Origin of the sequence: Streptomyces sp. NBC_01260 (assembly GCF_036226405.1) — a bacterium.
Lineage (GTDB): Bacteria > Actinomycetota > Actinomycetes > Streptomycetales > Streptomycetaceae > Streptomyces > Streptomyces laculatispora.
Map to the genome: position 1 here is coordinate 1,436,189 of NZ_CP108464.1, position 21,456 is coordinate 1,457,644.

Consider the following 21,456-nt stretch of genomic DNA (forward strand, 5'->3'; position numbering starts at 1 on the left):
CCGGGTGCCCGGGGCCGGTCCTCAGGCCCGGTCCGCGCCGGTCCGGTCGCCCGGACCGGCGCCCTGCCGCTTCTGCTCCCTGATCACGTCGCGGTACCAGGTGTACGAGTCCTTGGGGGTGCGGCGCAGCGTCTCGTAGTCGATGTGGACCAGGCCGAATCGCTTGCTGGCCCCTTCGATCCACTCGATGTTGTCGGTGAGCGACCAGGTGAAGTAGCCGCGCACGTCGACACCGGCGTCGATGGCCGACCGCAGCGAGTTCAGATGGGCGTCGAGGAAGGCGATCCGGCGGGTGTCCTCGGTCGGTTCGTCGAAGGCACAGCCGTTCTCGGTGATGTAGAGCGGCGGGAGCCGGTCGCCATAGCGGCTGCTCAGCTGGACGAGGGTCTCGCGCAGCCCGTCGGGGACGACGGGCCAGCCGAAGTCGGTCGTCTCGTATCCCTCGATCTCCCTTATCCCGAAGGGCAGTTCGTCGGGCATACCGAAGCCGGCGAAGGTGTCGAGGGCCTCGGCCCTGGGCGCGCCGACGAGCGTGGGGTTGTAGTAGTTGACCCCGTACCAGTCGAGCGGGGCGGAGATGGTCCGCAGGTCGTCCTCGACCGGGCCGGGCATCAGCGCGGCGAAGTTCTCGTCGGGGTAGCGGCCGACGAGGAGCGGGTCGGCGAACAGCCGGTTGGTCAGCGTGTCGTACAGCTCGGCGGCGAAGCGGTCCTCCTCGGACTCCCCCGCGGTCCAGACCGGGGAGTGCGAGACGGCGATGCCGATGTTGCCGGCCCCCGCGGCACGCAGTGCGCGTACGGCCAGGCCGTGGCCGAGGAGCTGGTGGTGGGCGGCGGGCAGCGCGTCGAAGAGGAGGGCGCGGCCGGGGGCGTGCTCGCCGAGTGCGTAGCCGAGCATGGTCACCTCGGCGGGTTCGTTGATGGTGATCCACATGGGTACGCGGTCGGCGAGGCGCTCGGCGACGATGCCCGCGTACTCGGCGAAGCGGTAGGCCGTGTCCCGGTTGAGCCAGCCGCCGACCTCGTCCAGGGGGAGCGGGGTGTCCCAGTGGTAGAGGGTGGGGGCGGGGGTGATCCCGCGGGCGCAGAGCTCGTCGACGAGGCGGTCGTAGAAGTCGAGTCCCTTGGGGTTGACCGGCCCGCTGCCTCCGGGGACGACGCGCGGCCAGCTCACCGAGAACCGGAAGGCGTCGGCGCCGAGTCCGGCCAGCAGGGCGACGTCCTCGCGGTAGTGCCGGTGGAAGCCCGTACCGCGGCCGGTGTCGGTGCCGTCCTTGATCCGTCCGGGCTGCGCGGCGAAGGCGTCCCAGCCGGAGGGGCCCTTGCCGTCGGTGTCGGCGGCCCCCTCGGTCTGGAAGGCGGAGGCGGAGGCTCCCCAGAGGAAACCGGGCGGGAACATCGGCACAGTCATCTCGGCCTCCACAGCCGTCAGAGGGAGTGCGTATGGCAGAACCTGGCAGGGCAATGATCAGAACCAGACCTTAATCGCCAGTAACGGGCTCGATCCAGTGTCGTTGGTCGGTGATCGCGGCTTCTGCCGACCATGGACGGGACGAGGAGACGAGGAGCGTCGCATGCTGTTCGACGTATGGGCACCGGATGCGGAATCGGCCGCTCTGCGGCTGGCGGGCGAATTGTGGCCCATGGAGCGCGATCCCGTGCGGGCGGGCTGGTGGACGGCCGACGCGCGGGCCGCGGACGGCGACCGCTACGGCTTCGTCCTCGACGGCGGGCCGGTGCTCCCCGACCCCCGCTCGCGGCGCCAGCCGGACGGGCCGGACGGCGAGAGCGCGGTCGTCGACCACTCCGGGTTCGCATGGCGCTCCGACTGGGCCGGGCGCGGGCTGCCGGGCGCCGTCCTGTACGAGCTGCACATCGGTACGTTCACCGCCGAGGGCACCTTCGACGCGGCGGCCGCACGGCTCGGGCATCTGGCCGAACTCGGCATCACCCATGTCTCACTGATGCCGGTCTGCCCCTTCCCCGGTGTCCACGGCTGGGGGTACGAGGGGGTGTCGCTGTGGGCCGTGCACGAGCCGTACGGCGGCCCGGAGGGGCTGAAGCGCTTTGTCGACACCGCGCACGGGCTCGGTCTCGCGGTCGTCCTGGACGTCGTCCACAACCACCTGGGCCCCTCCGGCAACCACCTCCCGTCCTTCGGCCCGTACTTCACCGAGACGCACCACACACCGTGGGGCGCGGCGGTCAATCTGGACGCCCCCGGCTCCGACGAGGTGCGGGCGTTCCTGCTGGGCAGCGCGCTCGCCTGGCTGCGCGACTACCGGCTGGACGGTCTGCGGCTCGACGCGGTCCACGCCCTGGCCGACACCCGGGCGCTGACGTTCCTGGAGGAGCTGTCCGCGGCGACCGACGCGCTCTCCGCCGAACTGGCCCGTCCGCTCTCGCTGATCGCGGAGTCCGACCTCTGCGACCCGCGTACGACGACGCCCCGGGAGTCGGGCGGCACCGGTCTGCACGCGCAGTGGAACGACGACTTCCACCACAGTCTGCACACCGCCCTCACCGGCGAGGCCCAGGGCTACTACGCGGACTTCGCCGTCGCCCCGCTGGCCGCGCTCGCCAAGACCGTGACGAGCGCCTTCTTCCACAACGGGACGTACTCCGGCTTCCGCGGCCGGACGCACGGGCGCCCCGTCGACGTCACCCGCAGCGCCGCCCACCGCTTCGTCGGCTATGCGCAGACGCACGACCAGATCGGCAACCGGGCGCTCGGCGACCGGCTCGCCGCCTCCCTCTCCCCCGGTCTGCTGGCCTGCGCGGCGGCGCTCGTGCTGACCGGACCGTTCACGCCGATGCTCTTCATGGGCGAGGAGTGGGGCGCCCGTACCCCCTGGCAGTTCTTCACCGACCACACCGACCCGGAGCTGGCCGAGGCGGTACGCAACGGCAGACGGCGGGAGTTCGGCGCGCACGGCTGGGCCGAGGAGGACATCCCGGACCCGCAGGACCCGGCCACCCGGGACCGCTCCTGCCTGGACTGGAGCGAGCCGGGGCGGGAGCCGCACGCCCGGCTGCACGCCTGGTACCGCGAGCTGATCGCGCTGCGCCGCGTCATGCCCGACCTCCGCGACCCGGATCTGGCGACGGTGAAACCGGCGTACGACGACGAGGCCCGCTGGCTCGCCTTCCGCCGGGGCGATCTGCGGATCGCGGTCAACCTGGACGAGAAGCCCGCCACGATCCCGCTCGGGGGCGGCCGGCACCGGAGCGGCGGCGGCCGGGTGCTGGCCGCCTGGCAGCCGGTCGAGGCGCCCGGCGCGGACGGGGCGCTGCACCTTCCGCCGGAGTCGTGCGTGGTGCTGGCCGACGACTGAGCGTCCGCCGCCGGTGGACCGGCCCGCCGCTACTCGACGATCGCCAGTTCGCGCGCGGTGGCGTTGAGGCGTCGGCCGCCGTCCTCGGTGACGGTCACGATGTCCTCGATCCGCACACCGAACCGGCCCGGCAGATAGACGCCGGGCTCCACGGAGAAGCACATGCCGGGGACGAGCGGCTGCTCCTCTCCCTCGATCATGTAAGGGGGCTCGTGGGTGGTGACGCCGATGCCGTGGCCCGTGCGGTGGATGAACCGGTCGCCGTAGCCGAACTCGGTGATGACGGCGCGGGCGGCCCGGTCGATGTCCTGGCAGGCGGCACCGGGCCGGACCGCGTTGCAGCCGGCCTCCTGCGCCTCCCGGACGATGTCGTGGACCCGCTGCTCCTCGGCGGTGGGTTCGCCGACGTGGACCGTGCGGGAGGTGTCGGAGCCGTAGCCGTGCTTGAGGCCGCCGAAGTCGAGCACGACCATGTCGCCCCGCTCGATGGTGCGGCCACCCGCCTCGTGGTGCGGGTTGGCGCCGTTCGGCCCGGAGCCGACCACGGTGAAGTCGACCTGGGAGTGCCCGTACTCGGTGAGCAGCCGGGCCAGATCGGCGGCGACCTCGGTCTCCGCCCGGCCGGCGAACCGGACCTTGAGGATTTCCCCGTACGTGGCGTCGGCGGCGGCGCCGGCCGCGGCGATCCGCTCCAGCTCGGCGGCGTCCTTCACGGCGCGCAGCATCGGCAGCACCTCGGTGAGGGAGGCGTACGAGGTCCCGGGCAGGTACTGCTGGAGGCCGAGCAGATGCATCGCCCAGGCGTTGTCGCTGATCCCGAACCGCCCCTTCGCGTCGAGCAGCGGTGCCGTGACGGCGTACGGGTCCTTGCCGTCCGTCCAGTCCCGCAGGGTCAGGGCGGGCGCGCCGACGGCCTGCTCCGCGTCCGGCGCCTCCAGCGTCGGTACGACCAGGACGGGGTCCTGCCCGGCGGCGAGGACGAGCACGGTGAGGCGCTCGGTGATCGCGGTGGGCCGGTACCCCGTCAGGTAGACGAGATCGGGTCCGGGCGCGACCAGCACTCCGGCGAGTCCGGCGGCGGCGGCGCTCTCGGCGGCCCGCGCCATCCGGGCCCGGTAGTCGTCGGCGGTGAACGGCACGGGCTGGTGCGGGCTGGACATGCGGGACCTCCTGGGGGCACGGAACGGCTCCCTGCATCCTGCCGGTACGGACGGCCGGACGCGAGCGTTCAAGGGCGGGGGCCGTGCGGTTCCTCCCGGGCTCCGGGACCGGCCCGCAGCACGAGGTCGGCCCGGTCGCGGCCGCGGGCGACGAGCCGGGCGTTCGCCTCGTCGGAGCCGGCGGCCCAGCGCTCCGCGTACGGCCGCGGCTTCCCGAACCGCACATGCCGGTCGACGAGCCTGCGAATCCGTACGTCCTGGTCGATTTCCAGGTACCACGCCTCGTCGAGCAGCCCGCGCACCGGCTCCCAGCCGCCGTCCCCGTGCAGCAGGTAGTTGCCCTCGGTGACGACCAGCGGAACGTCCGGACCGACCGGGACGGAGCCGGCGACCGGCTGCTCCAGGGCCCTGTCGAACGCGGGGGCGTACACGACGGTCCCGGGTTCCGGTGCCCGCAGCCGCCGGAGCAGGGCGGCGTACCCGGCGGCGTCGAAGGTGTCGGGCGCGCCCTTGCGCGCGGCGCGGCCGAGCCGTTCCAGTTCGGCCTGGGCGAGGTGGAAACCGTCCATGGGTACGAGCACGGCGAGCGGCCCCAGCGCGTCGACCAGTTGTCCGGCCAGGGTGGACTTGCCGGCGCCGGGCGGACCGGCGATACCGAGAACGCGGCGCTTCCCGGCCAGGGCGAGCCGGCGGGCCCGGGCCGTCAGCCCGGTGAGGTCACTGGTGTCCATGGCGGATATTGTCCCGCTACGGGACCGGCGGCCTCCGGGCCGCACCCCCGCCCGCCCCGAGCACCGAGGATCCCCATGCCGCACATCGCCCTGGTCACCCTGGTCGTCCGCGACTACGACGAGGCCCGCGACTTCTACACCGATGCCCTCGGCTTCGAGCTGGTCGAGGACACCGACCGGGGCGACGGCTCCCGCTGGATCGTCGTCCGGCCGCGCGGTGCGCAGGGTACGGGGCTGCTGCTGGCCCGGGCCAAGGACGAGGAGCAGGGGGCGAGCGTCGGGGCGCAGACCGGTGGCAGGGTCGGCTTCTTCCTGCACACGGAGGACTTCGCGGCCGACCACGCGCGCATGTTGGCGGCCGGGGTGCGGTTCCTGGAGGAGCCCCGGCACGAGGTCTACGGTTCGGTCGCGGTCTTCGAGGACCTGTACGGAAACCGCTGGGACCTGCTCCAGCCCGCCTGATCCGGCCGGGACGCCGGCGGGGCGCTCAGCGCGTGCCGTTGCCCTCCAGGTACGCCAGCACCGCGAGGACCCGGCGGTGGACCGTGCCATCGTCGGGTTCGAGGCCGAGCTTGGCGAAGATCGAGCCGATGTGCTTGCTCACCGCCCGTTCGGTGACGACGAGTTCGGCGGCGATGGTGCCGTTCGCCTTGCCCTGGGCCATCAGTTCCAGGACCTCCCGCTCGCGGGGCGTGAGGCTCAGCAGCGGCTTCGCGGACGCCTTGCGGGTCAGCAGCTGGCTCACCACCTCCGGATCGAGCGCGGTGCCGCCGTCCGCCACCCGGTCGAGGGCCTGGAGGAACTGGTCGACCCGGCCCACCCGGTCCTTGAGCAGATAACCGATGCCCTGCGCGCCCTGGGCGAGCAGCTCGGCGGCGTACGTCTCCTCGACGTACTGCGAGAGGACCAGGATCGGCAGGTCGGGGAGTTCCTTCCGGGCGGCGACGGCGGCGCGCAGCCCCTCGTCGCGGAACGTGGGCGGCAGCCGTACGTCGAGCACGGCGGCGTCCGGGCGGTGCTCCAGCAGAGCGGGCAGCACCTCGGGCCCGGCCGCGACGTCGGCCACCACCTCGTGGCCCGAGCTGGTGAGCAGCAGGATCAGGCCCTCCCTCAGCAGGGCGTTGTCCTCGGCGATCACGATCCGCACGGTAGCTCCACTTCGATGTCGGTCGGCCCTCCGATGGGGCTGCTGATGCGGGTGGTGCCGTCCAGGGCGGCGATCCGCCGCCTGATTCCGACCAGCCCGCTGCCGGCGCACTCGTCCGCGCCGCCGCGCCCATCGTCGCCGATGGACACGAGCAGTACGCCGGGGGCCCGGCCGATCCGGACGCTCGCGGCAGTGGCGCCGCTGTGTTTGCTGATGTTGGTGAGTGCCTCGGCGACGACGAAGTAGGCGGCTGCCTCGATCGCCGCGGGGAGCCGCCGCCCGTCCTGGACGCCGTCGAGTTCCACCGTGACGGGGACGCCCGCCCCGGCCGCCAGCGCCCGCACGGCGCCGTCCAGTCCACGGTCCGTCAGCACCGGCGGATGGATGCCGCGCACGACGTGCCGCAGCTCGGCCAGTGCCGCCTCGGCACCGTCCTGGGCCTCGTCGAGGCGCAGGCGTGCGGCGGCCGGGTCCCGGTCCAGGAGCTGTTTGGCCAGCCCGACCCGCATCGACAGGGCGACGATCCTGGCCTGGGCTCCGTCGTGCAGATCCCGTTCGATGCGCCGGAGTTCGGCGCCGTGCGCCTCGACCGCCCCGGCCCGGCTCTCCGTCAGCTGGCCGATGCGCTCGGTGAGCTCGGCGGACGGCGAGGCGGTGAGCAGGGAACGGGTCCAGCTCGCGGAGAGCTCGGCGAGTACCGGGTGCCAGCGCAGCACCCAGCCGCGCCGCACGGGCGGCGGTGTGCCGTACTCGTCGGCGGTCCGCCGGTCCAGCAGGTGTACGGCGGACAGCCCGATCCCGTCCACCAGCATCCCGACCGGCCACAGCACCATCGTGAGGTAGCCGAGCCCGTTGCCGATCAGGGCCTGGGCCGGCAGCCAGACGGCCTCGCGCCAGTTCGTGGGATCGGTGAGCACCCGCCTGACCCGCTCGGCCAGTTCACCCCGGTCCAGTGGCAGATACCGCGTCGGGCGGAACGGGACACCGAGGTACGCGGCCGCCCTGCGCCGCTCGGACTCGGCGAACCGGTGCAGCACCTTCGCCGCCTCGGGGAGCGCGGGCAGCCCGATGATCACGACGCCGAACAGCAGGACCGCCACCACCAGGAACGCGCTGACATAGGCGAGCAGCGCCACCGGGATGCCGATGAAGAGGTAGCGGGAGGCATGCCACGAACTCCGGACGGCGGCCATCAGCGGGTGGGGAGTGGTGCTCATGACGCACCACGTTACGGGGGCCCGGCCGCCACCGGAGTGGTGCGATCCCCCCGGACCGTGGTGGACCGGGCTGCACCCCGGCCCGGGAGCCCGCCCCCTGGCCCCCGCGCACCCCCTGCTCATAGCGTTTTCGCAGGTCAGGAAGTACGGAAGAAGCGAGGGGACCAGGGTGGACACAGTCACGGCAGTGCGCACGGCGGCGCTGGAGCTGGAGTCGGTGAGCCGGCGCCACGGGCGGCGCGGCAGCGGCCGGGAGGCGGTCGCCCTGGACTCGGTGAGCTGCACGGTCCCGGCTGGGAGCTTCACCGCCGTGGTCGGTCCCTCGGGATCGGGCAAGAGCACGTTCCTGCAGTGCGCGGCGGGCCTGGACCGCCCGTCGTCGGGGACGGTACGGATCGCCGGCACCGATCTCGGCGGGCTCTCCGAGGCCGCGCTGACCCGGCTGCGCCGGGACCGGATCGGCTTCGTCTTCCAGTCGCACGCCCTGAACCTGGTGCCCTCGCTCAGCATCGAGGAGAACGTCGTACTGCCGCTGGTGCTGGCGGGTGCCGACCCCGGGTCCGTGCGCGTCCTGGACCGCGGGCGGCGGCTGCTGGACCGGGTCGGGCTGTCCGGCCGGGGCGGCGGCGGACCGGCGACCCTGTCGGGCGGTGAGCAGCAACGGGTCGCGGTGGCGCGGGCGTTGGTGACCGACCCCGATGTGGTCTTCGCGGACGAGCCGACCGCTTCCCTCGACCCGGAGTCGGCGGAACTGGTCCTGGGGCTGTTGCGGGACGCGGTACGGCTCGACGGCCGCACGGTCGTGATGGTCACCCATGACCCGGTGGCGGCCGGCTGGGCCGACACCGTGCTGACCATGGACGGCGGCCGGCTGCGATGAGTGACACGAAGACGCTTCGCGCCAGTCGCGCGGGTGCCCGGGAGGACGTACGGGGCGGGATGCGGCGGGCTTCGGCGTTCCTGGCCCGGCGTTCGCTGCGGACCCACCGGCGGGCCTGGACCGCGGTGTTCGCGGCGACGGCGGCCGCGGCGGCGCTGCTCGGGGCGTTCGCCCTGGTGCTCGGCTCGCTGCTGCTGGCGCGGCCGCCGGTGGAGCGGTATGCCGGGGCCGCCGCGGTGGTGGTGGCCGATCAGCGGATCACGTACACGGCGAAGCCATGGGGCAGCGAACCGCGCACGGTCAGCGCCCACCTGCCGGAACGGGTACGGCTGGACCGTTCGGTGGTGGCGCGGGCGGCAGCGGCCGAGGGGGTGGCACGGGCGGTCGCGGACGACTCGGTCCCGGTGGTGGCCGGACACGGCACCTCGGCCGTCGGGCGCTCCTGGCCGTCCGCCGCGCTCACTCCGTACGAGCTGACGGAGGGGCGCGCGCCGAGGTCCTCGTCCGAGGTGGTCGTGGACTCCGCGCTGGCGGCCGCGAGTGGCGGGCCCGGTGGCCGGGTGACGCTCCAGGTCGACGGGGCGGCCCGGCGGTACACCGTCAGCGGGGTGGCCGGCACCGGGCACCGCGGCGGCGCGCCCGCCGTCTTCTTCACCGAGCCGCGGCTCACCCGACTGGCCGGGCACCCCGGCACGGTGGACGCGATCGGTGTCGTGGCCGAGCAGGGTGTCTCCGCGGACGCGCTGCGGGCCTCACTGGGTGAAGCCGTCGCAGGCCGCGGCGGAGGTGAGCGCGGGGTGCGGGTGCTGACCGGCGCGGAGCGGGGCGAGGCCGAGCAACTCGACGCGCTCGGCGCACGCGGGGATCTGCTGGCGATGCTGGCGTCGATCGCCGCGACGGTCGTCATGGTCGCCCTGCTCGTGATCGCCACCACGCTCTCCCAGGCCGTCCACCAGCGGTCCGGTGAACTGGCGCTGCTGCGGGCGGTCGGGGCGACTCCCCGGCAGCTCCGGTCGGCGGTCGGCCGTGAGGCGGGCCGGGTGGCGGGCACCGCCGCGGTACTCGGCGCGGTCGGGTCCGTGCCGCTGGGGCTGCTGATGCGGGCGCTGCTGACCACCGATCCGCTGCCGCTGCCGGCCCCGGTGTGGCTGCCGCTCGCGGCGGGCGCGGCGGGCGCGCTGGTCATCACGCTCGCGGCCCGGCCGGTGGCGCTGCTCGCGGCCCGCTCCATCACCCGGCTGCGGCCCGCCGCCGCCCTGAGCGCGGCACGGGCGCCGGAGCCGGACGAACCGGGGCGGCTGCGTACGGTCCTCGGGGTGCTGCTGGTGGTCGGGGGGCTCGGTTCGGCCGGTGCGGCGACCGCGCGGGGCGGCCAGGCCGCGGCGCTCGCCGCATCGGGGGCGGCGACCTCGCTGATCATCGCGGTGGCGCTGCTCGGTCCGTGGATCGCGCGGATCTCCATGCGGGTCCTCGGCGCGCCGGCCCGGCGGGCGGGCGGGGTCAGCGGATTCCTGGCCGCCCGGTCCGCCGCCGCGCACAACCGGCGCCTCGGTGCGGCGCTGACGCCGATCGTGCTGGTCGTCGCGTTCGTCTGCGTACAGCTGACGGCGGCCACGACGCTGGAGCGGGCCGCCGACCGCCAGGCCGCGGCCGCCCTGCGGGCGGACCTGGTGGTGACCGGTCCCGCCGCCGGCATCCCGTCGGACGCGGCCGAGGCCGTGCGCGGCGCGCGCGGGGTGTCCGCCGCGACGGGCCTGCTGCGGTCGGCCGTCGTGCTCGCCCACCGCGAGACCGGCGATCCGAAACTGGACCGCTACCCGGTGCTGGGCGTCACGGCGGACCAGCTGTCCGGCACGCTCGACCCGCGGGTGACGGCGGGCGATCCGGCCGATCTCACCGGCCGGAACACGGTGGCGCTCGGCAAGGACCGGGCCGACGACCTCGGCGCGGGCGTCGGCGACACGGTGGCGCTGCGTCTCGGGGACGGTACGCGGGTACGGCTCCGGGTGGTGGCGGTGTACGAACGGTCCCTGGGGCTGGGCGAGTTCATGCTGCCCCGCGAGGCGCTGGCCGCGCATGTCTCGGCGCCGCGCGACCGGGAGATCCTGATCCGTTCGGCGAACGGCGACGCCTTGTCGGCCCTGCGGGCCGCGCTCGCGCCGTACGAAGGGGTGCGGGTCCGGGCCGCGACGGCCGACGACGTACGGATCAGTCCCTCGTCCTCGGACCAGGACGACGCCCTGATCGTCATCGGGGTCGGTGTGATCGGCGGCTTCGCGCTGCTGGCGGTGGTCAGCACGCTGGCCCTGATCACGGTCGGCCGCCGCCCCGAGTTCCGCCTGCTGCGGCTGCTCGGCGCGGGACGCGGCCAACTGCTGCGGATGCGGGTCCTGGAGACGGGCCTGGTGACGGTGGCGGGCCTGACCATCGGCACCCTGGTCGCCGCGGTCCCGCTGCTGGCGTTCGCGCTGAGCGCGGCGGGCTCGCTGCCCTACCTGCCGCCGGTCCAGTACGGCGTGCTGGCGCTGACCGTGACGGCGGCCGCGGCGGCGGGCACGCTGTTTCCGGGGACACGGGGCGGCGCGGGCCGGAGCGGCTCCGGGGCGGGCTGAGGCGGGCAGGGCCGAGGCGGGCCGGAAGCCCCTGAATCAGTCTCGGACCTCTGCCTCGTGCTCTGCCGCGCTCGGGGCCGGTGGGCCCGAATCCGTGGGTGGAATACTGCCCGCAGGCGTCAACAGGGGCAGTCCATGAAGTGACTCAAGCGGGATCGGGTGCGGCAGAGCGCGGGTGTGGTGCCGCTCGCCGGAGTCGTCAAGAGCGGGAGCGTGCCTGAACAGGCGCCTCGGCTGCTCACCGCAGGTGGTCCGACGCTCCAACGGATCGGCGGGGACGGTGACCAGGTCGCACACATGACGACCGGTGCCGGGACCGGTCATCCACGATTGTTCGAAGACACCGCCTTGCGCGGTGCGACGGCTCGGAGCCAGTCCTCGACGGGGATCACGTCGCCCCACCGCGGGAACAGCCTTTCGGTGAGGACCCGGTGCAGCTCGGGGTCGGTGTCGAGGCAGGCGTCCACCAGGACGGTGAGGCCGAGGTCCAGGTCGACGGCCTGGCACAGCGTGGACAGCACCACACCGCTGGTGGCGATGCCGGTGACAACGAGGCTGTCGATGTCACGAGCCCTGAGCACCAGGTCGAGGTCGCTGCCGGAGAACGCGCTCCCCCGCCTCTTGGTGACCACGATGTCGCCCTCGCGAGGAGCGACATCGTGATGGATCTCGGTACCGGCGGCACCCTCGGCGAACAGACCGTCCCGCACGGCGTTCGTGATCACCCGGTTGCGGGGGCTGACTCCCGGATCGTCCGGCCGCAAGGCGATGGCCACGTAGATCACGGGGATGCCCGCCGCACGGGCACCGTCGATCGCCCTGCTCAGGCGCGGCAGATATCCGGAGCCGTCGTCGGCGATGTCCACGATGTCCCGCTGGACGTCCATCACCAAGAGCGCGCTGTTCGCCATGCCTGCTGTCCTTTTCGTCACCGGGAGGAGCAGGAGCAAGTCTGGCCGATCGGCCGGGCCGGGGCGGCGATTCCCGAGATTCCGGAGATTTCTGAGATCCCGGAGATCCGCATCGAGACCCCGGGGCTCCTCAGCCGGCGCCTCAGCCCGTCCCGCGCCCGAGACCCACGCGTCCCGCCGCCCCCGCCAGTGCGTCCAGCACCGGGGCGATCAGCGGATGCGCCTCCGCCCCATGGCGTACCGCCGCGAACACCCGGCGGGTCGGGGCGCTGCCGTGCACCGGGCGGACCACCACACCCGTCAGGGCCATCCCGCGCAGCGCGGATCTCGGGACCAGGGCGACTCCGGCATCCGCGCCGGCCAGTGCGACCACCGCGTGGAAGTCGTCCGAGGAGTGTTCGAGACTGGGCTCGAAGCCCGCGTACTGGCAGGCCAGGACCACCACGTCATGGCACGGGTTGCCCGGATAGGGGCCGATCCAGGTGTCCTTCGCCAGATCGGCGACCGCCACCTGCTCCTGGTCCGCCAGCCGGTGCGCCACCGGGAGCACCGCGTCGAACGGCTCCGAGTACAGCGGCACCCGGGTCAGCCGGCGGTCGTCCTCCCCCGGTGCGCCCCGGTACTCGACGGCGACGGCCACATCGACCTGGCGGTCCAGCACCATCGGGACGCTCGCGTCGCCCTCCGCGTCCTGGACCCGGACGCGGATGCCGGGTGCGGACGCGCTGAGGGCGGCGATCGCGGGGGCGAGGACCAGGCCGATGCCGGTGGCGAACGCGGCGACCGTGACCGTACCGGCGTCACCCGCGCCGTAGGCGGCGAGCTCCGCCTCCGCCCGCTCCAGCTGGGCCAGCACCGCGTTGGTGTGGGTCAGCAGGATCTCCCCGGCGGCCGTGAGCCTGGCCCCTCGCGCGTTGCGCTCGACCAGCCGGTGCCCGGTCTCCTGCTCCAGCGCGGCCAGCTGCTGGGAGACGGCGGAGGGGGTCAGGTACAGCGCGGCGGCCGCGGCGGTCACCGTGCGGTGATCCGCCACCGCACGCAGAATGCGCAGCCGCCGTGCATCGATCATGTGCCCTATTGTCCCAGGTCGCGCAGGGTGTCCGGGACGCCCTGCGCGACGGGGCCTACTCCCCCAGGGCCGCCCGCGCGTCGACGAACGCGTCGACCGCACGGTTGACGTCCGCCGTGGAGTGCGCGGCGGACAGCTGGACGCGGATACGGGCCGCGCCCTGCGGGACGACCGGGTACGAGAACCCGATGACGTACACACCGCGCTCCAGGAGCAGCTCCGCCATCCGGCCTGCCTTCGCCGCGTCCCCGATCATCACGGGGGCGATGGCGTGGTCGCCGGGCAGGACGTCGAAGCCTTCCTCGGTCATCCGGGTACGGAAGAGCGCGGTGTTGGCGTTGAGCTGCTCGCGCAGGTCGCCGGCGGACTCCAGCAGGTCGATGACCTTCAGTGAGGCCGCCGCGATGACCGGGGCGAGCGAGTTGGAGAAGAGGTACGGGCGCGAGCGCTGGCGCAGCAGCGCGACGATCTCGGCGCGGGCGGCCACGTAACCGCCGGACGCGCCGCCCAGCGCCTTCCCGAGCGTGCCCGTGATGATGTCGACGCGGTCCATCACGTCGTGCAGCTCGGGCGTGCCGCGCCCGCCGGGGCCGACGAAGCCGACGGCGTGCGAGTCGTCGACCATGACCATGGCGTCGTAGCGCTCGGCCAGGTCGCAGATCTCGCGCAGCGGTGCGACGTACCCGTCCATGGAGAAGACGCCGTCGGTGACGACGAGGCGGCGCCGGGCCCCGGACGCCTCCTTGAGCTGCTGCTCCAGGTCGGCCATGTCGCGGTTGGCGTAGCGGAAGCGCTTGGCCTTGCAGAGGCGGATGCCGTCGATGATCGAGGCGTGGTTGAGGGCGTCGGAGATGACCGCGTCGTCCGGGCCCAGGACGGTCTCGAAGACACCGCCGTTGGCGTCGAAGCAGGAGGAGTAGAGGATCGTGTCCTCCTGGCCCAGGAAGGAGGAGAGCCGCTGCTCCAGCTCCTTGTGGACCTCCTGGGTGCCGCAGATGAAGCGGACCGAGGCCATGCCGTAGCCCCAGCGGTCCAGCGCCTGGTGCGCGGCGGAGATCACCTCGGGGTGGTCGGCGAGGCCCAGGTAGTTGTTGGCGCAGAAGTTGAGCACCTCACCGGGGCGGCCCCCCGCGGTGACGGCGACGGTCGCGGACTGCGGGGTGCCGATCACGCGCTCGGGCTTGTGCAGCCCGGCGGCCTCGATCTCTTCGAGGGTGGTGCGCATGTCGTCGCGTACGGAGTCGAACATGAAGGTGTCTCCCAGCTGGGTACGGAAGCGGCCGGACGGGGCGGTAGGAGGTCAGACGGTCCAGTCGAGGATGACCTTGCCGCCGAGTCCGCTCGCCGCGTCGTCGAAGGCCGCCTCGAAGTCGCGGTAGCCGTAGCGGCCGGTGATCACGGGGGCGAGGTCGAGGCCACCCTCCAGCAGGACGGACATGGCGTACCAGGTCTCGTACATCTCCCGGCCGTAGATGCCCTTGACCGTGATCATGGAGGTGACGATCCGGGACCAGTCGACGGCGAACTCCTCGGACGGCAGTCCGAGCATCGCGATGCGGCCGCCGTGCGTCATGTTCGCGATCATGTCGCGCATCGCCTCGGGGCGGCCGGACATCTCCAGGCCGATGTCGAAGCCCTCGCGCAGTCCGAGCTCCCGCTGCCCGTCGGCGATGGTCTGCTCGCCGACGTTGAGGGCGAGGCTGACACCGACCTTGCGGGCGAGTTCCAGGCGGGCCTCGCTGACGTCGGTGATGACGACGTTGCGGGCCCCGGCGTGCCTGGCGACGGCCGCGGCCATGATGCCGATCGGGCCGGCGCCGGTGATCAGTACGTCCTCGCCGACCAGCGGGAACGACAGCGCGGTGTGCACGGCGTTGCCGAACGGGTCGAAGATCGCGGCGATGTCCAGGTCGACGGGGACCCGGTGCACCCACACGTTGGACGCGGGCAGCGCCACGTACTCGGCGAACGCCCCGTCGCGGCCGACGCCGAGCCCCACCGTGGAGCGGCAGAGGTGGCGGCGGCCGGCCAGGCAGTTGCGGCACTTGCCGCACACCAGGTGGCCCTCGCCGCTGACCAGGTCGCCGACGGCGATGTCCACGACGTCGGACCCGATCGAGGCGACCTCGCCGACGAACTCGTGGCCGAGGACGAGCGGGGTGCTGATCGCCTGCTGTGCCCAGCCGTCGTAGTTGCGGATGTGCAGGTCGGTACCGCAGATGCCGGTACGGAGCACCTTGATGAGTACGTCCGAGGGACCGGTCTCCGGCTCGGGAACGTCCATCAGCCAGAGTCCCGGCTCGGCCTTCTGCTTCACGAGTGCCTTCACGGCTGCGGCTCCCTGTACCTGGTACGGCGTTGATCTCCCCGAGCCGGGGGCATGCCAGAGGAAGCCTGCGGCCCGGGGAGGAATGAGGGGACGGCGTGGCAGCGCGCATCGACCGGCTGCCGCGCACCATCCTGCGCCGTCGCGGACAAATCTGCCGTACCGCGCGCCCCAGGTCCATCGAGGTTTTCTTAAGCGCCGCCGCAGCTCCGCTTCACGCCCGTCGTGTGTGCGGGCCGCCGGCCAGGCGCCGGGCCGCCGGAATCCGGTTCCCTCGCCGGGCGGGCTGCTTGCGCCATCCGGCGGACATGCCGCCCTCGCGGGGGTACGGGTGCGGGGCTCGGGCGGCAAGCCCGCCGTGATCACGGCGACCGACGCGCACCCCTTCTGGCTGCCCGTTCAGCGGCAATGGGTGAACGCGGGGACCATCAGGCCCGGCGACGCGCTGCGGTCGGTCTCCGGCCGGGTGCTGCCCGTCCTGTCCGTCTCGCACTTCGTGCACATGCGCACGACCCACGACCTGACGGTCGCCGGCATCCACACCTACTACGTCGTCGCCGGCGCCTCACCCCTCCTGGGCAGCAGCTCGGCCGGCCGGCGGCCGTGCTCCGGCGGCATGGCCCTGTCCTCGGCCGCCCAGGCGACCGGCGCGGGACGGTCGAGGGTGCGCAACGCCTCCGCCCAACGCAGGAGTTCGTCCTTCGGCGGAACGCCCAGGACGTACTTCCTGAGGTCCCGGCGGATCTCCTTGGAGGTCCACAGCGGCCGGAACCAGCCGTCCATCACCTCGCCCGGCACCGGCCTCCTGGTCATCCGGCCCCAGGTCATCGGCAGCCGCCGCATCGGCTTCAGCCTGAGCAGCGTGAAGGCCGTCCTCAGGCCGCCCGGCAGCCTGGCGGAGGTGTGCAGGTTGTTGCCGGGCAGGCCGGGCGGGAAGTTGTCGAAGGCCTCGCAGGAGGTGATGACGAGCTTCCCGATCCGCTGGTCCCGGCCGTCCGCCACCAGGGCCTGTGCCCCGCCCCAGTCGTTCATCACCAGGGTGACATCGGTCAGGTCGAGCGCTTCCAGGAACTCCGCGACCAGCCGTGCGACGCCGAGGACCGACAGGTCGGCGTCGGGCCGCATCGGACGGCGGTGACCGCCGAGCGGCAGCGTGGGGACGATGCAGCGGTGGCCGGCGCGCAGATCCGCGACCACATGGCGCCAGAGAGAGCCGTCCATGGCCACGCCGTGCAGCAGGACCAGGACCGGGCCGTCGCCACCGGTGTCCTCGTACTCCACGACGCCCGCGGAAAGCTCCAACACGCCTGCGGAAAGCTCCGGTTCGGTCACCTGGCGCACCTCTCGTCGGACGGCTGCGGACGGCGGACACCGACAGGCCCGCCGCACGCCACGATCAGCCACCCCGTCTCCCCGAAGACCACCTCGATCCTATGATCGCGGGTCCGTCCGGGGCAGCGGTCGGCGAAACTGTTGCACCATCAAAACGCTTACCGTGCACGGCACTTGCCGATCCTTCCGGCTGTGGCGCACAGCGGGTACCGGTCCGCCGATCGGGTGAAGCGGCCGATCGGGTGACGCCTGCGGGAACCGGCGGCCGACCGGCACACCTGAACAGCCCCGTCCCGATGGCCGGCCCCCGGGGCCTGCTGTCCACTGGGTCCGACGGCCCGCTCGTGCGGGCGATCGCCGCCCGTGCGGGCGGCCGGATGACCGAGGAGCCCCGATGAATCGCCAGACCAGGACGGCCGCAGTGCTGGCCTCCGCACTGCTGATGGCCGGCGCGGCAGCCGGGTGTTCCGGCGGCGGATCCGACAGCGGCAGCTCCAGCGGTACGGACACTAGCAGTCAGAACAGCGGCCGCCAGGTCGACGTGCCCGCCGCCGCATCCACGTCCCCCGGCGCGTCCACGTCCCCTGCCCCGACGGTCTCCGTCAAGAAGGGCACGCACGGCAAGACGCTGGTGAACGAGAAGAACATGACGCTCTACGTGTTCGACAAGGACACCAAGAACACGTCCCTGTGCACCGCCTCCTGCGCCAAGGCATGGCCGCCGCTGCTCGACACGAAGACGCCGACGGCGGGCAGCGGTGTCGACCCGAAGCTGCTGAAGACGACCACCCGCAGCGACGGCAAGAAGCAGGTGACCTACAACGGCCACCCGCTGTACCGCTTCGACCAGGACAAGAAGGCCGGCGACGCGAAGGGCCAGGGCGTCGACGCCTTCGGTGCCAAGTGGTACGTCATCAACGCCAAGGGCGAGCAGGTCACCACCACCACGCCGACGAGTAGCAGCAGCGGCACCGGCACCGGTTACTGATCCCGGCCGGTCCGGCCCACGCACCCCCGGAGACGCCATGCCGCTCTCGCTCCGTACCGGCCGGGCGCGGTTCGCCGCGGCCGCCGCCCTCGCCCTCTCCCTCACGGCCCTCGCGGGCTGTTCGGACAGTGGCGGCGGGGGCGGCGGCAGCGCGTCGGCCCCCGCCACACCTCCCTCGTCGCCCTCGTCGTCGCCCGCGTCGCCCGCGTCCTCCCGGCCGCCCGCCGCCGGCCAGGTGAAGGTGAGCATCAAGGACTTCACGTTCCGGCCCGCCGATGTGACGGTCGCGCCCGGCGCCACGATCACCGTGACCAACGACGACACCACCACGCACACGATGACGGCGACCAAGGGCAAGGTCTTCGACACCGGCGACATCGCGGCGGGCAAGTCGGCCACCTTCACCGCTCCGTCGAAGGCCGGCGGCTACCCGTACGACTGCACGATCCATCCCTTCATGACGGGCACCCTCACCGTCAAGTGAGCCCCGGCCGCCGTCCCGGCCACCGGCGCGAACGGAGCCGCAATGTCCTCAGAAGTCCCCACCACGCCTGCCGCCCCCGCGCACGAGGACGGCGCCGGCCGCTTCCTTCGCGGCGCGGCCCGGGTACTCGCCGCGGCCGGACTCGCCGTGGCCGCCTATGTGCACGCGCACCTGGCCGGGCGGTACGACGCCGTCACGGCCGACATCGGCCAGGGCACGCTGTTCCGGATCGAGGCGGGCATGGCCGCGCTGGCCGCGCTCCTCGTCCTGGTCTGGCGGCGGTGGCCGTCCGACCTCTTCGCCTGGTCCGTCGCGACCGGCGGGCTCGCGCTCCTGCTGATCTACCGGTACGCGGACATCGGCGCCTGGGGCCCGTTCCCGAACATGTACGAGCCGTTCTGGTTCGGCGAGAAAAGGGTCACCCTCGTGGCCCAGGCGGTCGCGATGGTCGCCACGGTGTATCTGCTGCTCTTCCGACCGGAGCCCCGGACCCGCGACGGCCGTCTGCACTGAGCACCCGGCCCCGGGTGCATCAGCAGCACTTCGCGGCATGACCTGACGGCCGGAGAGGTCGAGACTGACCAGCCGTCTGCCAGTACCCACGGATTTCAGACATCCGAGGAGACCGTGATGAGGATCAGGCCCGAGAGCCCCGTCACCGCCCGGATCGAGTCCGCGAACACCTCCGTCGTCCACGCGGCCACGTCCGTCGACCACTCGCGCACGTCGCAGCGGAAGGCGAGCGCCCGGCGCAGGCCCTCGGCCTGCACCACTCCGGCGAGGGGAAGCGCCAGCCCCGCGGTCATCGTGCCGGCGGGCTTGAGGGGCTCAACCGCCATGTGCTGGTAGGTGCGTTCAAGCGCTGCGTCGCGGATCTCGGCGGCCCGCGCGCCGAGGTTCGCCGATGGCAGGGCGGACACGGTGACCGTCAGCGAATCCGCACCGGACGGGTCAGCGAGGGCGAACCAGTCCGCCACTTCGGCGAGTTCGATGCGGGCGTCCCCGGCGCGATGCAGCGGCACGAGCGCGTGCGCGCCGGTGAGGCGGACGGTGCCGACGCGGCGCAGCGCGTCCGAGAGGACCGTGATGACGGGCAGGACCGGGAGGCGGCGGGCGCGCTGCCTCTTCCCCGGAGTGTTCACGGGCCGGGGAAGCGACGACTGCAGCCAGGCCAGTTGCCGGACCTGCCCGTCCTGCGTCCAGTCGCCGTCGGCGTCATTGTGGTCCCAGAGGTTGTCGGCGGGCTTGTCCGTAAGAACGGTGGAGCTCCAGGCGTAGGCGGACGCCCGCTTCACGGCGAGGCTGAAGACGTCCTCTTCGAGGTCGAACTCAGCGCTCACCCGGTCGATCCAGGGATGCCGGTCCAGTACCCCGTGAAGTCCCACGATGAGGGTGGCGTCCGGACCGGTATCCGTCATGGTCGTACTCCTGGATCAAGCGGGTGGAATGGGAACCAGGCAATCAGACGCCGCACTTGACCGTGACCGGCTTCGTGTAGACCTTCTCCGGCGAGTCGGCCACGCCGATCAGATCGACGTCGATCTTGGTGCGCCACTGGCGCGTGCTGCGGTTCGCGCACTTCTTGCGCGCGACGACCCGACGGGCGCTGCCGCCGTTGCCGGACTTGAGGCTCTTCGCGTTCCCGGCGACCGAGTGCCACTTCTTGCCGGACTTCATCTGCAGCCAGATGGTGACCTTGGCCTTGGTGCCGGGGCCACTGACGTGGGTCCACCAGGCGTGGGCCGACGCCGTGCGCGGTGGGGTGCTGGAGATGTGCACGCGATCGCCGTTGGTGACGAAGACGCCGGGGCCTTTCGCGGCGGGCGGCGCGGCCGTCGCGGGGGCGACGGAGCCGCCGAGCAACGCGGCGGTCAGAGCCGTCGCCGTTAAGAAGGTGCGCATGCGCATGGTGTGGTGTCCTCCGCTGGTCATGATGCCGGGTGCGCGGGCTGTGCCGACGGTGGGCGGGGCTGACGCATCCATGCCGTACCGGCGCCGGTCAAGCGCGGGCGTGTGGCATCACGCCGGTCCCGGGAACATCCCGGTGATCCCCGTTGCCCGTGGGCGGTCGGCAAGAGGGGTGCCGTCCGCGCGCACATCACGCTATGGGGGGACCGCGCTGCGATGCAATCACATAATTGATGGTGATTCGGTTACTTTTCGCAGGGTTGCCGGCCAGTTGGGGGCGACCCGGATCCGGACCCTGACTCCAAATCCTGGACACGGGATATGCGGCTGGTGCCGGCGTGGTTGGTCTTGCTGTTGATGCGGAACTTCCAGACCACACCCTCGAACTGCTTCCGCAGTCGTGCAGGATACGGGCCGTACTCGCCGATCGGCAGGTACGGCTCGACGTACTCCCACTCCAGGTCAGTCGGTTGTTCCCGTGTCATGCACTACGGACTACCGGCCCCGCCCGCTCGACCAGGACGAAACGCGCAGATTGATCACGCCCGATACACCCCCTCGGAACGCTCGCCATAGCGGCTGCGAACGTGCTGGACGTGCCAGCTGACAGCGAGGCTGCGAATAGCCGTTACGTGGCTGCCCAGCCCGGTGCGCGGGGTTACTGAGATTTAACTCGTGGTGTCGTCATGCGGATCTGACTCTGGGGCGGAAACACGAAAGTGCCTTCCTGACCTGGGACGATGAACCTTGCTGAGGGGTTCTGTCGGTCCAGGCGGAGGGCACTTTCTACGTGCGGGCTATCGGGTTGCGTCCCAAGGTTCAGGTCAGTGCCGATGGTTCGGGGGTGGTCGGGCATGCCGGTGCACGGTTGCTGACGGATCTCGCTGATGCCACCGGGCTGACTGCCGCGTACTCGACCGCGCTCAGGCCGTTTCGGCCGCGCGGGACCGGGCATGATCCGGGCCGGATCGCCACCGATCTGGCGGTGATGCTCGCCGATGGCGGTGAGGCCATCGCGGATCTGGCCGTACTGCGAGACCATGCAGAGGTGTTCGGTTCGGTCGCCTCGACACCGACGGCCTGGCGGCTGCTCGCCGACACCGATGAGAAGGCACTTTCTTCTCTGCGCTCGGCCCGTGCCCAAGCCCGGGAAGCCGCCTGGCTGCAGGCCGCTCAGCACGGTGAAGGCATACCCGCAGTCCGCGTTGCAGGACGCGAAGTGCCCGGTCTGGTCCTGGACATCGACGCCACGCTGATCACCTGCCACTCCGAGAAAGACCAGGCCGCCCCCACCTACAAGGGCGGCTTCGGCTTCCACCCGCTGCTGTGCTTCCTGGCCAACACCGGCGAAGGCATG

At 72.5% G+C, this 21,456-nt stretch carries 19 protein-coding genes and 2 pseudogenes; 9 read left to right on the plus strand and 12 right to left on the minus strand.

Annotated elements, in window-relative coordinates; all coding sequences use genetic code 11:
- Positions 1 to 21 precede the first annotated feature (21 nt).
- The gene (locus tag OG322_RS06290; protein WP_329306165.1) at positions 22 to 1,410 is read right to left on the minus strand and encodes a GH1 family beta-glucosidase; all 1,389 of its coding nucleotides are present in this window, start codon (positions 1,408 to 1,410) and stop codon (positions 22 to 24) included.
- Positions 1,411 to 1,573: 163 nt separating this feature from the next.
- On the opposite strand from OG322_RS06290, the gene treZ reads away from it, so the two are divergent.
- On the plus strand, positions 1,574 to 3,334 hold the full coding sequence (treZ, locus tag OG322_RS06295) for a malto-oligosyltrehalose trehalohydrolase (RefSeq protein WP_124285492.1): 1,761 nt from the start codon (positions 1,574 to 1,576) through the stop codon (positions 3,332 to 3,334).
- Positions 3,335 to 3,363: 29 nt separating this feature from the next.
- On the opposite strand, the gene OG322_RS06300 is transcribed toward treZ, so the two are convergent.
- Both OG322_RS06300 and OG322_RS06305 read right to left on the minus strand, forming a co-directional pair.
- A complete protein-coding gene (locus OG322_RS06300) occupies positions 3,364 to 4,494 on the minus strand; it encodes an aminopeptidase P family protein (protein ID WP_123463311.1) in 1,131 nt (376 codons plus the stop codon).
- 68 nt (positions 4,495 to 4,562) lie between these two features.
- Positions 4,563 to 5,225: a nucleoside/nucleotide kinase family protein gene (locus tag OG322_RS06305; RefSeq protein WP_123463309.1), complete on the minus strand. Its 663-nt coding sequence runs from the start codon at positions 5,223 to 5,225 to the stop codon at positions 4,563 to 4,565.
- A gap of 75 nt (positions 5,226 to 5,300) precedes the next feature.
- Here OG322_RS06305 and OG322_RS06310 point away from each other — a divergent pair, with 75 nt between their 5' ends.
- Positions 5,301 to 5,687, plus strand: coding sequence for a VOC family protein (locus OG322_RS06310; protein ID WP_123463307.1), 387 nt, complete (start codon positions 5,301 to 5,303; stop codon positions 5,685 to 5,687).
- Between the two features lie 25 nt (positions 5,688 to 5,712).
- Here the strand turns inward: OG322_RS06310 and OG322_RS06315 are convergent, their stop codons facing one another.
- The gene (locus tag OG322_RS06315; RefSeq protein ID WP_123463304.1) at positions 5,713 to 6,372 is read right to left on the minus strand and encodes a LuxR C-terminal-related transcriptional regulator; all 660 of its coding nucleotides are present in this window, start codon (positions 6,370 to 6,372) and stop codon (positions 5,713 to 5,715) included.
- Positions 6,360 to 7,589 carry a sensor histidine kinase gene (locus OG322_RS06320; protein WP_123463302.1) on the minus strand — a complete coding sequence of 410 codons (1,230 nt, stop codon included), beginning with the start codon at positions 7,587 to 7,589 and terminating at the stop codon, positions 6,360 to 6,362. The genes OG322_RS06315 and OG322_RS06320 overlap by 13 nt, the downstream gene beginning before the upstream one ends.
- A 169-nt stretch (positions 7,590 to 7,758) precedes the next feature.
- On the opposite strand from OG322_RS06320, the gene OG322_RS06325 reads away from it, so the two are divergent.
- A complete protein-coding gene (locus OG322_RS06325) occupies positions 7,759 to 8,469 on the plus strand; it encodes an ABC transporter ATP-binding protein (protein ID WP_241200269.1) in 711 nt (236 codons plus the stop codon).
- Positions 8,466 to 11,081 carry an ABC transporter permease gene (locus OG322_RS06330; RefSeq protein WP_329306166.1) on the plus strand — a complete coding sequence of 872 codons (2,616 nt, stop codon included), beginning with the start codon at positions 8,466 to 8,468 and terminating at the stop codon, positions 11,079 to 11,081. The genes OG322_RS06325 and OG322_RS06330 overlap by 4 nt, the downstream gene beginning before the upstream one ends.
- A 320-nt stretch (positions 11,082 to 11,401) precedes the next feature.
- Here the strand turns inward: OG322_RS06330 and OG322_RS06335 are convergent, their stop codons facing one another.
- The 4 genes from OG322_RS06335 to tdh form a co-directional block, all read right to left on the minus strand.
- The gene (locus tag OG322_RS06335) at positions 11,402 to 11,992 is read right to left on the minus strand and encodes a cysteine hydrolase family protein (RefSeq protein ID WP_123463296.1); all 591 of its coding nucleotides are present in this window, start codon (positions 11,990 to 11,992) and stop codon (positions 11,402 to 11,404) included.
- 142 nt (positions 11,993 to 12,134) lie between these two features.
- The gene (locus tag OG322_RS06340) at positions 12,135 to 13,061 is read right to left on the minus strand and encodes a LysR family transcriptional regulator (RefSeq protein WP_266410761.1); all 927 of its coding nucleotides are present in this window, start codon (positions 13,059 to 13,061) and stop codon (positions 12,135 to 12,137) included.
- A gap of 55 nt (positions 13,062 to 13,116) precedes the next feature.
- The gene (locus OG322_RS06345) at positions 13,117 to 14,310 is read right to left on the minus strand and encodes a glycine C-acetyltransferase (RefSeq protein WP_123463292.1); all 1,194 of its coding nucleotides are present in this window, start codon (positions 14,308 to 14,310) and stop codon (positions 13,117 to 13,119) included.
- Between the two features lie 51 nt (positions 14,311 to 14,361).
- Positions 14,362 to 15,390, minus strand: a complete 1,029-nt coding sequence (tdh, locus tag OG322_RS06350; RefSeq protein ID WP_123463289.1) for an L-threonine 3-dehydrogenase — start codon at positions 15,388 to 15,390, stop codon at positions 14,362 to 14,364.
- A gap of 82 nt (positions 15,391 to 15,472) precedes the next feature.
- Here tdh and OG322_RS41510 point away from each other — a divergent pair.
- Positions 15,473 to 15,883, plus strand: a pseudogene (locus tag OG322_RS41510) (hypothetical protein); the annotation flags it as partial.
- 50 nt (positions 15,884 to 15,933) lie between these two features.
- On the opposite strand, the gene OG322_RS06355 reads toward OG322_RS41510, so the two are convergent.
- Entirely contained in the window at positions 15,934 to 16,719 is a 786-nt protein-coding gene (locus OG322_RS06355) for an alpha/beta fold hydrolase (RefSeq protein ID WP_329306167.1), read from the minus strand.
- A gap of 394 nt (positions 16,720 to 17,113) precedes the next feature.
- On the opposite strand from OG322_RS06355, the gene OG322_RS06360 reads away from it, so the two are divergent.
- The 3 genes from OG322_RS06360 to OG322_RS06370 are packed head-to-tail and all read left to right on the plus strand — an operon-like array spanning position 17,114 to position 18,704.
- The gene (locus tag OG322_RS06360; protein WP_329306168.1) at positions 17,114 to 17,707 is read left to right on the plus strand and encodes a COG4315 family predicted lipoprotein; all 594 of its coding nucleotides are present in this window, start codon (positions 17,114 to 17,116) and stop codon (positions 17,705 to 17,707) included.
- Between the two features lie 37 nt (positions 17,708 to 17,744).
- The gene (locus tag OG322_RS06365; RefSeq protein WP_329306169.1) at positions 17,745 to 18,191 is read left to right on the plus strand and encodes a cupredoxin domain-containing protein; all 447 of its coding nucleotides are present in this window, start codon (positions 17,745 to 17,747) and stop codon (positions 18,189 to 18,191) included.
- A gap of 42 nt (positions 18,192 to 18,233) precedes the next feature.
- Complete coding sequence (locus tag OG322_RS06370; RefSeq protein WP_241200268.1) at positions 18,234 to 18,704, plus strand: hypothetical protein; 471 nt, start codon at positions 18,234 to 18,236, stop codon at positions 18,702 to 18,704.
- A gap of 95 nt (positions 18,705 to 18,799) precedes the next feature.
- On the opposite strand, the gene OG322_RS06375 is transcribed toward OG322_RS06370, so the two are convergent.
- Both OG322_RS06375 and OG322_RS06380 read right to left on the minus strand, forming a co-directional pair.
- Complete coding sequence (locus OG322_RS06375; RefSeq protein WP_123463283.1) at positions 18,800 to 19,609, minus strand: hypothetical protein; 810 nt, start codon at positions 19,607 to 19,609, stop codon at positions 18,800 to 18,802.
- Between the two features lie 43 nt (positions 19,610 to 19,652).
- Positions 19,653 to 20,099 carry a hypothetical protein gene (locus tag OG322_RS06380; protein ID WP_329306170.1) on the minus strand — a complete coding sequence of 149 codons (447 nt, stop codon included), beginning with the start codon at positions 20,097 to 20,099 and terminating at the stop codon, positions 19,653 to 19,655.
- Positions 20,100 to 20,889: 790 nt separating this feature from the next.
- On the opposite strand from OG322_RS06380, the pseudogene OG322_RS06385 reads away from it, so the two are divergent.
- A pseudogene (locus OG322_RS06385) lies at positions 20,890 to 21,438 on the plus strand (transposase); the annotation flags it as partial.
- Between the last annotated feature and the right edge of the window lie 18 nt (positions 21,439 to 21,456).